Genomic DNA, 13,383 nt, shown 5'->3' on the forward strand with positions numbered 1-13,383 from the left:
TGACACGTTAGCAGACTGCGCTACCCCCGTAATAAAATCACGCGCCATTACCATGTCCATACCCCTCAACAGAAACCCTGTTTGAGATAGGATGGCCTCTAGACCCCGCGCCTCCGGACGTCATGTCACCTCTCAGGGCATATCCACTCCATGGATACACCAACAGACAAATGACTGAACTTAACTCTTTAAGAATAAAAATACGCCGAACAACGCCGCCGGAACAAATGACACCACAACCCCACACACCGGGCGTGCTATCTTAAGTAGCCCAAAAGACATGGCCGCAGACACACCATAAACCACGGTCGGCACGATATCCGGCACCAAAAGCTTCCATGAATGCCAGAGAGTAGGGTCATCCAATTCCGATGGTTCCATGAACCACCACATTACCGTCCCTATACCATTCCACAGGATCAGCGGCACTGCCGACAGGATTAAAACAATATATAAGACCCATGTGGCTACCCGCCTGCGCATCAGGTGTTCGATCCGGTCATATACGACGCTAAGGTTCCACATTCTTGCAAAACACCACGCGCCGCCTCAATTACGACATCTTCCGACACCCCCGCAATCGGTGCCTCCCCTTCAGGTCCCGGCGCGGAAATAGCAAAAGCGGCGACACCAGCCGGCGCATATTCACTTTGCTTAGACGGCCCAAACAAGCCGAGCGTTGGCGTACCCGCCGCTGCGGATAAATGCATCAAACCCGAGTCATTACCGACAAAGAGCGTACAGCGCTTCAACAAGGCCCCAACCAGCCCCAACGCATGGTCACCACCTAAATCATAAGCATCCGGCAGCGCATCCAACACGGGTTGCGCGCGGGCACGTTCCGCGTCACCCGGGCCGTAAAACACCGCTGGCCGTAACCCCTCACTCCGCAGGGCTTCAGCCACCGCAACAAAGCGATCCGCAGGCCAAATCTTTCCATCCCAATTCGCCGTCGGCGCCAAGGCCAAAATATCCCCTTCGGGCAGAAGCGCTGCGGCTTGAGCCTCTTGTTCTGGTGTGGACCACAGACAAGGCATCGGCGTGGGACTGAACCCTAAAGCATCCCCCAACTGCACCACACGACGACCGGGCCTTCGCCCACCACGCACAATCTGTCGCGCACCGGCCCACAACGTCAGGCTAATCAGTGACCCGCGCAAATCCACGACCCGTGCCCAGCGCGTGGTCACACACATGCGCCACAGATCAAGCCAATGCCGGTCATGCTTGCGCTTTTCGAGCACAATAACCCGTTCAACTTGCGGGTTAGGCCGAAAAAGCCCGGCCGCGACAGGACCACAGACAACGGTAAAGCGCGCCTGAGGAAAACGCTGTGACAGCGCGTCCAGAACACCCGTCGAGATCACAGCATCCCCCAAACGGTTTGCTGTAATAAAGAGAATTTTCATGCCTCACCCTCACCAGAAGAACGGTTCCAAATTGGATCTTTCATCTTGGATAAAAAGGCCGCATGGGCTGCACGTTCTTCTTCACTTGGCGGCGCCATCGGGCGCGGCGTGCGGCTTTTAAGATACTCACCACCGCCTTGCCCTGATCGTCCACGAGACGGCCCGGACAAGCCCAGTCCACGCTGCCGTCCCCCCATAAGCTCGACATACACTTCCGCCAAAAGACGGCAGTCCAACAGCGCATTATGGGTGCCACGTTCGGACAAATCGATATTAAAGCGACGGCACAGCGCATCCAAACTGGCGGGCATACCAGGATATTTCTTCCGCGCCATCAGCACAGTATCAACTGCGCGCGTCTCATAATCTAACGGTGCCCGTCCGCACTTGATAAGCTCAGCATTGACGAACTTAAAATCGAACGGGGCATTATGCGCGATCATCCGGGAATCGCCGATAAACGCTAAAAATCCATCCGCAATTTCCGGGAATTTTGGCTTACCCTGTAAGTCCTCAATACGGAAACCATGCACCTTTGTGGCCTCTGGCGGAATATCCCGCTCAGGGTCAATCAGCACATGATATTGTTCCCCCGTCGGCAAATCATCGACCAACTCCAAAGCCGCAATTTCGATGATTCTATCCCCCGTATCGGGGTCAAAACCTGTCGTTTCCGTATCGAAGAGAATAGACCGTGTCATGCTGCTTTTCGTAATCTCTGCACTAATACCCGAACCTGCAAAGCTGCCTGCCCGCGTGATAAACCCGTTCGTATCACGATGTCCGCGCGGCGTCTGCGTTCGATGTCAGACATCTGCCGTGCCAATAATTGGCGCGCTTGAACAAGGCTCATACTGCCCGCCCGCCCTCTACGCATAATCCGCGCCAAACGCGTGGCCATCGGCGCTTCAACAACCACAACGACATCGCAATTCCGGTCTTCCCCGATTTCCATCAATAACGGGATATCCAAAACACACAGATCACACTGTGTACGCCGACAATGTTGCAAAAATGCTTGCCGCTCCGCACGTACCAACGGATGCATGAGCGCTTCCAAACGCTTCAAACCCTGCGATTGCTGCCCCAAAGCATGACGCAGCGCCTGTCGGTCCAAAACCCCATCCCGCACCGTACCGGGAAACAAGCGCGCAATATCGGACACAGCGCGCCCACCCGGCGCTTGTAAGCGCCGCACCGTAGCATCCGCGTCAAAGACTGGAATAAACGCCCGACGGAACAACGCCGCCACCGTTGATTTTCCAGCCGCCATGCCCCCCGTCAGCCCGATGATCTGCATGGTTTAACGCAGGCTATCCGCCAAGAGCGCGAACACTGCTTCATCAACCTGCGGCTTCACACCAAACCACGCTTCAAACCCAACACCCGCCTGATGAATAAGCATGCCAAGACCATCAACCGTTTTGAGCCCCTTCGCCTCCGCTGCCTGCAAAAGCGGCGTCTCACGCGGCGTATAGACAATATCCGCAACAGCCAGACACGGCCCAGCCTCACGCAACAAAGCCGTCCAGTCGGGTGATTCCCCCTTCATCCCCAATGCCGTTGCATTGATCAACAAAGAACACCCGGAAAGCAAAGCGGGCCAATCATGCCAAGCAATCGCCTCCCCTCCAGCCAAAGCCTCGACCAGTGCCTCCGCACGCGCCAAGGTCCGGTTCGCAATCAAGACCTCACACCCTCGGTCCAACAAAGCTGCGGCCACCGCTCGTGCCGCCCCTCCTGCGCCCAAAATCAATGCCCGCCCTTGAGGGATCACACCATGCGCAACCAGATTTTCACAAAACCCGCTACCATCGGTGCAGTCCCCCACAATCCCCTCCGGGGTGAACACCACCGTGTTCACAGCCCCAGCCCTGCGCGCCGTATCTGTCAGCCGGTCACATGCTACCATTGCCGCTTCTTTATGCGGAATTGTTACATTAACCCCGCGGAAACCCGCTGCTTTGAGCCCTTTTAAGGCGACCTCAAACCCTTCTGGCGGCGTCGGCAGTGGCACATACGCGCCATTCACCCCATGCGTACGACACCAATAATTATGCATTAAAGGGGAGCGCGAATGCTCAACTGGCCACCCCATCACACCCGCAAGACGCGTCTCACCTGTAATTTTTTGCTCAGCACTCATAACGCCAATGCCTCCCATGCTTTCGGCAACAGCCGCGCCAACCGCTCCGCCCATTCGACCTGCCCCGCTTCGTCAGCAATCAAATCCTGCCGAATCTCGATTTCCAAATACGGCAGGCCCCGTGCCTCCGCATGGAACGGCACCGTATAATCTGATGTTTCCGTCAGAACATACGGCTCATTCTCACCAACACACAGCCCTTCCGCCCGCAGCAAAGCCGCAGCACTATGGGACAAACGCGCATCACGGTTAAACAACACACCCGCATGCCACGGCCGCTCAACACCCTGCATACTCGGCGTGAAACTATGCAGCGCAATCAGAGCCGTCGGGCGCGCTTTCCGCGCATCCAACTCAGCCGAAATCACAGCATGATAAGGGTGTAAAATCGCATTCTCACGCGCCCGCCGTGCCTGATCAGACAACGCAGCATTCACCGGAATTGGCGTTCCATCACTCACCGGCGGAATAGAGGTCGGGTGCCCGGGGGAGCGATTACAATCAATCACCAAACGGGAATAACACTGCTCAATCAGTGCCGCGCCTAAAGCCGGGCGAAGCCTACGCCCAACCCCCTGAATGCCAATATCATGAGCAATATGGCGTTCATGCTCAGCTTCTGGAATGCCCAGCCGCCCCAAAGCAGAGGGAATAGCCCGCCCCGCATGGTCACTCACCAGCACAAAGGGAGACGGTGCATCTTCAGCAAAGCGCACAACCGGGTGAGGATCATGCTCCGTTAGGAGACCCTCACCCTCTGGTAAAATGTGTAAAGACATGCCCGGCTCTGTCGTCTGTCATCAACCCAAACGCAGGCCGAGCATAACCAACCCTCAGCCTACAAGAGCATCCACAGTACGGCGGACTGCCTCTGGGGACCAGTCCATATTCCCAACGGAAATGGCCACGATTTCACCTTTTGCATTCACAACCAGTGAACGCGGCACCGCATGTTGCGCAATCCCCTGCGCTTTATCATCAGGAATTTTAAAGGTCGGGTCGGTCTGACGCAAAGCCGCCAGCGCAGCAGGCACATCCGCACTCGCCGTCAAAGCCTCTGAGTTTGGATCAACCAAAACTGGCAAGGTATCAATCCCATGCGCGTCATAAAATGCACGCACTTTCGGGATTGTGCTGCCACGCACGCCAATCGCCACAATAGCAGGGCCATTTGCTCCTAAAGCCTTGGCCGTAGCGTTCACCGAAGGCAATTCACGCTTACAAGGCCCGCACCACGTCGCCCAAAAGTGCAAAATGAACGGACGCCCCACCCAATGCGCCAAAGGCACTTCTACACCTTGCTCGTTCTGCACTGACAAAGCAGGTACAGCCTTAGGTTGTGCCAAACGGCCAAATGATTCCACACGGAAGGGTGCTGCGTCATCCGCTGCGGCCGCTGCTTCAGCTGCCCGCACAAAACGAGCACTCCCGAACGCGCCAACCCCAACAAAGCCAGCACCCCACGACATTAAATTCCGACGTGAAACAGTCATAATATCACCTGCAAAAAATGTTTTTTGAGATCACTGAACGTGCGCCAGCACCTTACTTAATTGCGTGGCTGCATCAGCCGCGCCCCAATCCAGTCCGCCATCTGAAATCGCCCGAACATGCCCTTGCTCATCAATCAGCAGCGTTACAGGAATTTCCAAAGACGGTGCATGATACCATGCCTTAAACGCCGCCTTATCAACGACCCATGCTGAAATGGCTGTATCTTGCCCCTGCGTTAAGAACGTAGCCACCTTAGCCGCATCTCCGCTTGCGATCGCAACTGGCACTATTGGAGCATTCGGATTCTTCACCAAAAATCCGTTTAGCTTCGGCAGTTCCTGCTTACAGGGGCCACACCACGTCGCCCATACATGCAGCAAAAATGGCTTACCGCGATAGCTCTCCAACGCGAGTTGATGCCCATCCGGACCGGACAGCGACAAGGCTATCGGATCTCGGCTAGGTGCACCCGCGACAAGGCTTTGCACCGGACTTGGCAAGTCCTGCTGCTCCGCATGCGCTGCCCCGGTCAAGCGTCCACCACCCAACACCGCCAGCGTCAAAACAGCCGTCACACCGAGGCTCGCCAACCCGCCCCAAAAACTGCGCCTATTAATCGGATTTGATGACAAAGAACGAAATCTCCAAGTAATTAATGTAAAGCTACGTCAAATAAGAGATTTTTTTCAAGCGCTTTTTTGAAACGACTTCATTTAAACGGTCACAGGAAACAAACGCCCAATCATTGCGCTGATGGAAGGGCAACGGTAGGGTTAGGTCAACGCTTTTCTGCGCTTTGATATCCTGAATTTTTCAAACCGGTAATCATGACAAACGCTCCTTCTTCTCCCGATTCCTCCAACGACCAAGCTCAATTGGCAAACCCACAATGGGGCGGCCGTTTTGCATCTGGTCCAGCCTCCATCATGAGCGAAATCAACGCATCAATCGGCTTTGATCAAATCCTCTGGCGGCAAGACATTCGCGGCTCTTTGGCCCATGCGGCCATGCTACAAAAAGTTGGCCTCCTCACGGCAGAAGAAGAAGCAGACATTCAACGGGGCCTCGCCGAAATTGGCCGCGAGATTGATGCAGGCACCTTCCCTTTTTCTACTGCTCTTGAAGATATTCACATGAATATCGAAGCGCGCTTGTCCGAACGGATCGGTGAAGCAGGGAAGCGCCTACACACCGCGCGCTCACGCAATGACCAAGTCGCCACTGATTTCCGCCTCTGGACGCGTGACGCCATAGACGGACTACGCGGCCAAACCGCTGCTCTCATGCGCTCACTTGCAAGCCGCGCCCTTGAGCACCATGCAACGCCCATGCCAGGTTTCACTCACCTACAAGTGGCCCAGCCCGTCACATTCGGCCATCACCTTCTGGCCTATGTTGAAATGCTGTCCCGCGATGATGGCCGCCTCAACGACGCACGCTCACGCCTCAACGAATCTCCCCTCGGCGTTGCTGCACTAGCCGGAACATCCTTCCCTATCGACCGGGAAATGACCGCCAAGGCACTCGGCTTTGATCGCCCGACAGCAAACTCACTCGACACCGTGTCCGACCGTGATTTCGCGCTAGAACTGCTCTCGGCCCTCTCCATTCAAGCGATGCACTTATCCCGCTTGGCCGAAGAGATCGTAAACTGGGCATCTGCTCCGTTCGGTTTTGTTCGTCTGTCCGATGCGTTCACAACCGGCTCTTCCATCATGCCGCAAAAGCGCAACCCGGATGCTGCCGAACTGGTCCGCGCTAAAATTGGCCGCATCGCGGGGGACTTCATCGGCCTGCTCACCGTCATGAAGGGCCTCCCACTGGCTTACGCCAAAGACAGCCAAGAAGACAAAGAACCCGTCTTTGATGCCGTCGAAGCCATGACGCTTTCCCTCGCCGCTATGGATGGCATGATCCGTGATCTGAAACCCAATGCTGAACGGATGCGTGAAGTTGCCGGTATGGGCTTCTCAACCGCGACCGATCTGGCTGACTGGCTGGTACGGGAACTGCGCCTGCCCTTCCGCACCGCTCATCACGTCACCGGGCGCTTGGTCGGCATGGCAGAAGAGAAGAATATCGACCTTGCTGACCTGTCTCTAGGGGAAATGCAAAGCGTCGAACCCGGTATTAACGCCAGCATCTTTGACGTCCTCACCGTTGAATCCTCCCTCGCCTCCCGCACCAGCTTTGGCGGCACAGCACCAAGCAACGTCAAAGCCCAAGCCGAGCGTTGGCTCACAGCATTGGAATCCGCCGCATGAAACGCATTCTCACACTCGGTATGTTATGCTTGCTGATGGCCACGGGCCTCAGCGCCTGCGGGAAGAAAGGCGCGCCCCACGCACCGGGACCGTCACAGGATATTACCTACCCCCGCAGCTACCCGGCTGAATAATTAAGAGCATGCCTGCTTCCTTGAGCGGGAGCAGGCACGTTCACAGCGCATCACGCCTGCACATACACCCACGCAGCCTTGCCAGAGCGCAGCGCCACTTCTACCCGCTTATAATCCGACACTTCATACGCATCAGCCGCTGCAAGTTCTTCGGCTGAAATGGCAAAAACCATGCCTTCAACCGTATCATCTGCCTTGCCCGTCGGCACCACCACCGGATGAAAACGCTGCCCACTGGCCCGCAGAACCTCCGGGTCCGTAATTTCAACAAAATCCTTCCGGTAGCCCACCATGGCGTCTTGTTCACCACCTAATAAACGCCCGAAAGAAGACTGCTGAACGCTCTCTAACTGCAATGTTCCGTATGAGAACAACAAAATATCGCGGTTACTCATCAATGATCTTTCCTATTCTTCTTGAGGGTATCATGGCGCGATATTACGCCCCATCGCATCAGACAAAGTGCGTCCCTCCAGGGTTTTCCATTCGGTCCAACCATTTGCAGAGCGCCCGAAAACATAAATTGCAGCCGTGCTGGGGGAACTGAACAAAACATCCTTCTCAAAAATGAGCTTGGCGCCCTCAACGCGCAAATCACCATCTTCAACCATTTGGCGGCGTTTCTCGCTTTTAGCTGTTTGGGAAAATGTTTCCGTCGAAACAGTTCGCCCATAAGACCCTTTCCGAACAACAACACCCTCGTCAGTATACTGCGCGCGAGCATGCACACCATCCGCTTCAAGTATTAACTCGATATTGGAAACCGTTTTAACTTGTGGCTCTAAAGCAACCTCTATCTCCGATTTATCTTCTTTTTCCAAAAGCGGCTTAAAGATAGGAAACCCCAAAGTTGTAAACAAAATATCTACCGTATCAAAAATCTCTCGGCACTCAGCCTCCATCGGGGATGGTGTATGCGGCTTACTGCCTGCGTTCCCATTCTCAAGCTTAAACCGATCGGCGCTCTTGGCACGTTGTATAGACAACCATTCAAGGAAATAGGCGTGGGTGACCGTAAGGCTACGCGTCAGAGAAATAGATACTAATGCACGGTCCCAAAAATCTTTTTTTTCATTATGTTGTTTAAGACGAGAACCTATATTTCCACTTTGCCCAATATAAGCGTTTTCAGTTCCCGTTTCGTCATTGCTTCCAAAAAGAACATAGAAACCAACATGATCAGCTTCTGGCATCGACAAGAAAGCGTTTAATTGTACGCGCGGAATCTCAAACACTTGAACAATTCTTGTCGTTATCGAAGAAACCCGAATACCTTGGGGGTCACCCGATGGCAAAAATATCTGTATTGTTTGCGGATACGTCATTCAATAACCTTGGCACATCAAAGTTCGAAAGCATAGCAGCCGAGGGCGGGCCATTTATCACGATACACTACTCAATCTCTTGCACACCTTCCAAAAGAAACCCTGACATTATCCCCCAAAACACACCTAACATGCGGATGCGCCAAAACAGCTTCGGCGGACCACCCCTCCGCCCGTAATACGCGCACCCCCATTGCACCATCGCGCTTGGACAGCTTGCGCCCGTCCGTTTCCATAATGAGCGCATGATGGGCATATTCTGGCTCCGGCCAGCCCATCAACACCTGCAACACCCGATGCACGGATGTCACCGCGAACATATCCATGCCGCGCGTCACCCGGTTAATGCCCAACAGCGCATCATCATGCGTCACACAAAGATGGTACGATACGCCCGTATCTCGCCGCGCTAAGACCACATCCCCAAACGCCGCTGCCTGCCCCATAATGCGCCCGCGCCCATACTCCCACCAGCCCGGCTCTTCCTGCACGACATCCAGCGCGCGCTGCATATCCAAACGCCACACGACAGAGTCGCCCGCAGCATCATAACAGCGCCCACGGCACGAACCCGCGTAATACACACTCCCATCCGGCGCATACCGCCCGCCCGATGCCGCACGAATTTCAGCCCTCGTGCAACGGCACGGATACAACAAGCCCCGCTCACGCAGCTGCGCCAATACTGCGTGATATTCATGCTTATGCTCAGACTGGCGGCGCACCGCGCCCTGTGGCCACAAACCCAACCAGCGCAAATCTTCTTCCAAAGCCACAGAAAACAAGGGCCGACAGCGCATTTGATCACAATCCTCAATGCGCACATGATACGCACCACCACACGCCATCTGTTGTGCATGAAGCGCCGAAGCCACATGCCCCAAATGCAGATATCCCGTTGGGCTCGGAGCGAAACGTGTTCGAAAAGAAAGCGTCATGAAGGTTTCATCTGAGAGTTCTTGCAATCACGATATTTTACTGGAATAGTCTTCCGCGAAGTAGCCGACGACGCGTGACTATCCGGCGTTTGGTATCATACTATATACGTTACGCCCTAAACTCATGCATGTGTCGTCCTCAACAAAAGGATGCGCGTGGTGCCTGTCAGTAGTCAGCATTTCCCCGCTCTCGTATTGAACGCGGATTTCCGACCGCTGTCCTATTTTCCATTATCCTTATGGTCATGGCAGGAAGCTATCAAAGCTGTATTCCTAGACCGCGTTTCAGTCTTATCAGAATATGATGATGGCTTGGTACACTCCCCTAGCCGAACCATGAAACTACCCAGCGTTATCGCGCTAAAAGACTATATTCCTGCGGCTCGCAAACCCGCCTTCACACGCTTCAACGTTTTCCTCCGGGATAACTTTGAGTGCCAATATTGTGACGATCGACTCCCCACACACGAACTCACCTTTGACCACGTCATCCCCCGCGCCAAAGGTGGCCGCACAAGCTGGGAAAACGTCGTCACCGCATGCAGTCCATGCAACCTTCTTAAAGGTTCACGCCTACCCAAAGAAATCGGCATGCACCCACGGCGCAAACCCGTACAGCCCAGCAGCCGCCTTCTACAAGAAAATGGCCGCACCTTCCCACCCAACTATCTCCATGAAAGCTGGCGCGATTATCTCTATTGGAACACCGAGCTAGAAGCATAGGCTATCTTAACACTCACCGACCTTGGCCCTCGAATCATGATTATGGGGCCATCCAATAGCGGAAAATCCACCCTCGCACAGGCCATTGCTCATAAACGCAACGGTATCGCTATTTATCTGGACCAACTCGCACACAAACCCAATACCCCATGGGTGCGCCGCCCCCAACAAGAGTTTCACGCACTGCATGAACAAGCCATTGCACAAGAAAATTGGATTATGGAGGGTAATTATTCATTTCTAGTACCAGCACGCCTTACCCGTGCGACCGGCGTCATTTTACTAGATGCCTCCACGCCACTAAGCCTTTTCAGATATATCAAACGCACACTTGGCCTAACGCCCCGTATTGGCGCTCTCTCATCCACACGCCACGCCATCCATTGGTGGATGCTGCACCACATTGCCACCACAACACGCCAAAACCGCCGCCGTTACGCACACGACTTCGAACACTATACACTCCCCAAAATCGCTCTCACATCCCGCCATGCACCCACCCAATTTTATCAACAAGAGCATCTGACACGCTGACAGAAGACCACAAAAAAAAGCGCCCCACGAATGTGAAGCGCCCTTCCCAATTTATACATTCCCCTTCAGGAACGAATAAATTATTCCCACTCAATCGTACCCGGTGGCTTAGACGTAATGTCATACGTCACACGATTAATACCGCGCACTTCGTTGACGATACGGCCAGAGACACGGTTCAGGAAGTCAAAGTCGAACGGATAGACTTCAGCCGTCATACCATCCGTGCTGGTCACAGCACGCAGCGCACATGCTTGATCATATGTACGACCATCACCCATCACGCCAACGGTACGCACAGGCAGGAGAACTGCAAATGCCTGCCAAATTGCATCGTAAAGGCCCGCACGACGGATTTCTTCAAGGTAAATCGCATCAACCTTACGCAGCAGGTCCAGCTTTTCACGTGTGATGTCACCCGGAATACGAATCGCCAGCCCCGGCCCAGGGAACGGATGACGACCAACGATATTCTCAGGAATACCCAACTCGCGGCCCAGCTCACGGACTTCGTCTTTGAACAACTCACGCAGCGGCTCAACCAATTGCATATTCATGCGCTCTGGCAGACCACCCACATTGTGGTGAGACTTAATCGTAACAGATGGGCCGCCCGTAAAGCTAACGCTCTCGATCACATCCGGATACAGCGTACCCTGCGCCAAGAACTGTGCACCACCCAGCTTCGCGGCTTCTTCTTCGAAGACTTCTACGAACAAACGACCAATGGTTTTACGCTTAACTTCTGGGTCTTTCACACCAGCCAGTTCACCCAAGAACAGGTCAGATGCATCACGATGCACCAAGCGAATGTTGAAACGACCACGGAAGGTTTTAACAACCTCATCCGCTTCACCCGCACGCAAAATGCCCGGATCCACGAAAATACACGTCAGCTGATCACCAATCGCGTCATGGATCAGCTTCGCCGCAACTGAACTATCCACACCGCCGGACAAACCACAAATAACGCGGCCTTCACCAACCTGCTCACGAATACGCGCGATTTCGAGGTCACGGAAACCAGCCATCGTCCACGTACCGCTGCACCCGGCAACATTATGCGTAAAGTTCTTAATCAGCGCAGCACCATGCGGCGTATGCACGACTTCCGGGTGGAACTGCACGCCATACATACGACGGCCTTCATCAGCAATAATCGCAAATGGAGCCCCCTCTGAATGCGCCACAGCACGGAAACCCGGCGGCAACTGCGTTACGCGGTCACCATGGCTCATCCAAACTTGCTCACGGCGGCCACGTGCCCATACACCACGGAACAGCGAGCAATCTTCAGCCACATCAATGTAAGCGCGACCAAACTCACGGTGCTCGTGCGTTTCGACCTTACCGCCCAGAGCCTGACACATGGCTTGCTGGCCATAACAGATGCCCAGAATCGGCAAGTTCAGTTCAAACACAACCGCCGGAACGGGAGGAGCGTTTTCGTCATGCACACTAGCCGGGCTACCGGAGAGAATAATGCCGCGCGGCTTAAACGCACGAATCTTTTCTTCTGTCGCCGTGAAGGGCCAGATTTCACAATACACACCGCTTTCACGCACACGGCGCGCAATAAGCTGCGTAACCTGACTACCGAAATCGAGAATGAGGATGCGATCCTCATGCAGAGTTTCGTCAAGCGTCTCGATGGGTTTAGCATCCTGCTGGGTCAAAATAGGGCCTCGCGTCACGCGTATTGGGTTAGCATCATTGGGCAATGGTGCCCTCTAAAGCTCTCCTATAAGGTGTTGTCTCGTGCACGTCATCACTTTGGGGCAACCTTCTGCCTATTCTGAACGGGATAGCCATGCGTTTTCAGCTTTTTTCTTCTTTCGTATTGCTCGGACTCCTCACTGCTTGCGCAGGAATCCCTGACCCCGGGCATGATCCTTCGGGCCGCTGGATCGGTACACTCATCACAGATCAAGGCACCTGCCCCACCGCCCGCAGCTCAACACTACAAATTCGCGGCAAAGACATTCTCTTCACACCAGAAGATGGCTCGCTCGTTCTCACCGGGCATTATCAAGCTAATAGTCAGCACTATCATGCAGAACTCATTATGCAGGATATCAACCACCAGCCCCTGACAATGGTGTTCAACGGCTATCCAGTAGGGCAAACAATTGGCGGTTTATACGGTTCCAACAGCTGTCATGCGCACATCACCATGACGCGCCAATAATTTTTTTCACTAAAAAGACAAAAAAATGAAAAAATGGGGTTGCTAGAATGGGGCAGCCCCATTAAAACCCGCCTCAACAGCGCACCCGTAGCTCAATTGGATAGAGCACCAGACTACGAATCTGGGGGTTAGAGGTTCGAGTCCTTTCGGGTGCACCATAATATAGCAGTACTGCACCCGTAGCTCAATTGGATAGAGCACCAGACTACGAATCTGGGGGTTAGAGGT

Annotated in this window: 17 protein-coding genes and 1 tRNA gene; 6 read left to right on the top strand and 12 right to left on the bottom strand. The window is 54.2% G+C overall.

Annotation, left to right across the window (positions count from 1 at the left end; all coding sequences use genetic code 11):
- Positions 1-180: 180 nt before the first annotated feature.
- The 8 genes from KB213_RS05100 to KB213_RS05135 form a co-directional block, all read right to left on the bottom strand.
- On the bottom strand, positions 181-381 hold the full coding sequence (locus KB213_RS05100; RefSeq protein ID WP_211680904.1) for a hypothetical protein: 201 nt from the start codon (positions 379-381) through the stop codon (positions 181-183).
- A gap of 101 nt (positions 382-482) precedes the next feature.
- Positions 483-1,409 (bottom strand): glycosyltransferase family 9 protein, encoded by a 927-nt coding sequence (locus tag KB213_RS05105; RefSeq protein ID WP_211680905.1) that lies wholly within the window; start codon positions 1,407-1,409, stop codon positions 483-485.
- Entirely contained in the window at positions 1,406-2,110 is a 705-nt protein-coding gene (dnaQ, locus tag KB213_RS05110; protein ID WP_211680906.1) for a DNA polymerase III subunit epsilon, read from the bottom strand. The genes KB213_RS05105 and dnaQ overlap by 4 nt, the downstream gene beginning before the upstream one ends.
- Entirely contained in the window at positions 2,107-2,709 is a 603-nt protein-coding gene (gene coaE, locus KB213_RS05115; RefSeq protein ID WP_211680907.1) for a dephospho-CoA kinase, read from the bottom strand. Before coaE ends, dnaQ begins: the two co-directional genes overlap by 4 nt.
- Before the next feature lie 3 nt (positions 2,710-2,712).
- Entirely contained in the window at positions 2,713-3,555 is an 843-nt protein-coding gene (locus KB213_RS05120; RefSeq protein WP_211680995.1) for a shikimate dehydrogenase, read from the bottom strand.
- Complete coding sequence (locus KB213_RS05125; RefSeq protein WP_211680908.1) at positions 3,552-4,334, bottom strand: N-formylglutamate amidohydrolase; 783 nt, start codon at positions 4,332-4,334, stop codon at positions 3,552-3,554. The genes KB213_RS05120 and KB213_RS05125 overlap by 4 nt, the downstream gene beginning before the upstream one ends.
- A 54-nt stretch (positions 4,335-4,388) precedes the next feature.
- Positions 4,389-5,048 (bottom strand): TlpA disulfide reductase family protein, encoded by a 660-nt coding sequence (locus tag KB213_RS05130; protein ID WP_211680909.1) that lies wholly within the window; start codon positions 5,046-5,048, stop codon positions 4,389-4,391.
- Between the two features lie 30 nt (positions 5,049-5,078).
- Positions 5,079-5,681, bottom strand: coding sequence for a TlpA family protein disulfide reductase (locus KB213_RS05135; RefSeq protein WP_211680910.1), 603 nt, complete (start codon positions 5,679-5,681; stop codon positions 5,079-5,081).
- A 195-nt stretch (positions 5,682-5,876) separates the two neighbouring features.
- Here KB213_RS05135 and argH point away from each other — a divergent pair, with 195 nt between their 5' ends.
- A complete protein-coding gene (gene argH / locus KB213_RS05140) occupies positions 5,877-7,313 on the top strand; it encodes an argininosuccinate lyase (protein ID WP_068172960.1) in 1,437 nt (478 codons plus the stop codon).
- Positions 7,310-7,447, top strand: coding sequence for a hypothetical protein (locus KB213_RS05145; protein ID WP_169802066.1), 138 nt, complete (start codon positions 7,310-7,312; stop codon positions 7,445-7,447). The genes argH and KB213_RS05145 overlap by 4 nt, the downstream gene beginning before the upstream one ends.
- A gap of 50 nt (positions 7,448-7,497) precedes the next feature.
- On the opposite strand, the gene KB213_RS05150 is transcribed toward KB213_RS05145, so the two are convergent.
- The 3 genes from KB213_RS05150 to gluQRS form a co-directional block, all read right to left on the bottom strand.
- A complete protein-coding gene (locus KB213_RS05150; protein WP_068172962.1) occupies positions 7,498-7,842 on the bottom strand; it encodes a gamma-glutamylcyclotransferase family protein in 345 nt (114 codons plus the stop codon).
- Between the two features lie 30 nt (positions 7,843-7,872).
- The gene (locus KB213_RS05155) at positions 7,873-8,772 is read right to left on the bottom strand and encodes a GIY-YIG nuclease family protein (protein ID WP_211680911.1); all 900 of its coding nucleotides are present in this window, start codon (positions 8,770-8,772) and stop codon (positions 7,873-7,875) included.
- 71 nt (positions 8,773-8,843) lie between these two features.
- A complete protein-coding gene (gluQRS, locus tag KB213_RS05160) occupies positions 8,844-9,710 on the bottom strand; it encodes a tRNA glutamyl-Q(34) synthetase GluQRS (RefSeq protein ID WP_211680912.1) in 867 nt (288 codons plus the stop codon).
- 150 nt (positions 9,711-9,860) lie between these two features.
- On the opposite strand from gluQRS, the gene KB213_RS05165 reads away from it, so the two are divergent.
- Positions 9,861-10,433, top strand: a complete 573-nt coding sequence (locus tag KB213_RS05165) for an HNH endonuclease (protein ID WP_068172975.1) — start codon at positions 9,861-9,863, stop codon at positions 10,431-10,433.
- A 36-nt stretch (positions 10,434-10,469) separates the two neighbouring features.
- Positions 10,470-10,967, top strand: a complete 498-nt coding sequence (locus tag KB213_RS05170; RefSeq protein ID WP_211680913.1) for a P-loop NTPase family protein — start codon at positions 10,470-10,472, stop codon at positions 10,965-10,967.
- Between the two features lie 80 nt (positions 10,968-11,047).
- On the opposite strand, the gene guaA is transcribed toward KB213_RS05170, so the two are convergent.
- Entirely contained in the window at positions 11,048-12,643 is a 1,596-nt protein-coding gene (gene guaA, locus KB213_RS05175; RefSeq protein WP_068172999.1) for a glutamine-hydrolyzing GMP synthase, read from the bottom strand.
- Positions 12,644-12,777: 134 nt separating this feature from the next.
- Between guaA and KB213_RS05180 the strand changes: the two genes are divergently transcribed.
- Both KB213_RS05180 and KB213_RS05185 read left to right on the top strand, forming a co-directional pair.
- Positions 12,778-13,155, top strand: a complete 378-nt coding sequence (locus KB213_RS05180) for a hypothetical protein (RefSeq protein ID WP_211680914.1) — start codon at positions 12,778-12,780, stop codon at positions 13,153-13,155.
- Between the two features lie 81 nt (positions 13,156-13,236).
- A tRNA-Arg gene (locus KB213_RS05185) sits at positions 13,237-13,313 on the top strand.
- The last annotated feature ends 70 nt before the right edge of the window (positions 13,314-13,383 follow it).

It is taken from the genome of Neokomagataea anthophila (genome assembly GCF_018122595.1).
GTDB lineage: Bacteria > Pseudomonadota > Alphaproteobacteria > Acetobacterales > Acetobacteraceae > Gluconobacter > Gluconobacter anthophilus.

Bases quoted from the DNA above. Each gene is read 5' to 3' on its own strand.
- KB213_RS05125 (WP_211680908.1), bottom strand. From the start codon at position 4,334: ATGTCTTTACACATTTTACCAGAGGGTGAGGGTCTCCTAACGGAGCAT.
- KB213_RS05170 (WP_211680913.1), top strand. From the start codon at position 10,470: ATGATTATGGGGCCATCCAATAGCGGAAAATCCACCCTCGCACAGGCC.
- KB213_RS05150 (WP_068172962.1), bottom strand. From the start codon at position 7,842: ATGAGTAACCGCGATATTTTGTTGTTCTCATACGGAACATTGCAGTTA.
- KB213_RS05145 (WP_169802066.1), top strand. From the start codon at position 7,310: ATGAAACGCATTCTCACACTCGGTATGTTATGCTTGCTGATGGCCACG.
- KB213_RS05155 (WP_211680911.1), bottom strand. From the start codon at position 8,772: ATGACGTATCCGCAAACAATACAGATATTTTTGCCATCGGGTGACCCC.
- KB213_RS05105 (WP_211680905.1), bottom strand. From the start codon at position 1,409: ATGAAAATTCTCTTTATTACAGCAAACCGTTTGGGGGATGCTGTGATC.
- coaE (WP_211680907.1), bottom strand. From the start codon at position 2,709: ATGCAGATCATCGGGCTGACGGGGGGCATGGCGGCTGGAAAATCAACG.
- KB213_RS05100 (WP_211680904.1), bottom strand. From the start codon at position 381: ATGGAACCATCGGAATTGGATGACCCTACTCTCTGGCATTCATGGAAG.
- dnaQ (WP_211680906.1), bottom strand. From the start codon at position 2,110: ATGACACGGTCTATTCTCTTCGATACGGAAACGACAGGTTTTGACCCC.
- argH (WP_068172960.1), top strand. From the start codon at position 5,877: ATGACAAACGCTCCTTCTTCTCCCGATTCCTCCAACGACCAAGCTCAA.
- KB213_RS05165 (WP_068172975.1), top strand. From the start codon at position 9,861: ATGCGCGTGGTGCCTGTCAGTAGTCAGCATTTCCCCGCTCTCGTATTG.
- KB213_RS05120 (WP_211680995.1), bottom strand. From the start codon at position 3,555: ATGAGTGCTGAGCAAAAAATTACAGGTGAGACGCGTCTTGCGGGTGTG.
- KB213_RS05130 (WP_211680909.1), bottom strand. From the start codon at position 5,048: ATGACTGTTTCACGTCGGAATTTAATGTCGTGGGGTGCTGGCTTTGTT.
- gluQRS (WP_211680912.1), bottom strand. From the start codon at position 9,710: ATGACGCTTTCTTTTCGAACACGTTTCGCTCCGAGCCCAACGGGATAT.
- KB213_RS05180 (WP_211680914.1), top strand. From the start codon at position 12,778: ATGCGTTTTCAGCTTTTTTCTTCTTTCGTATTGCTCGGACTCCTCACT.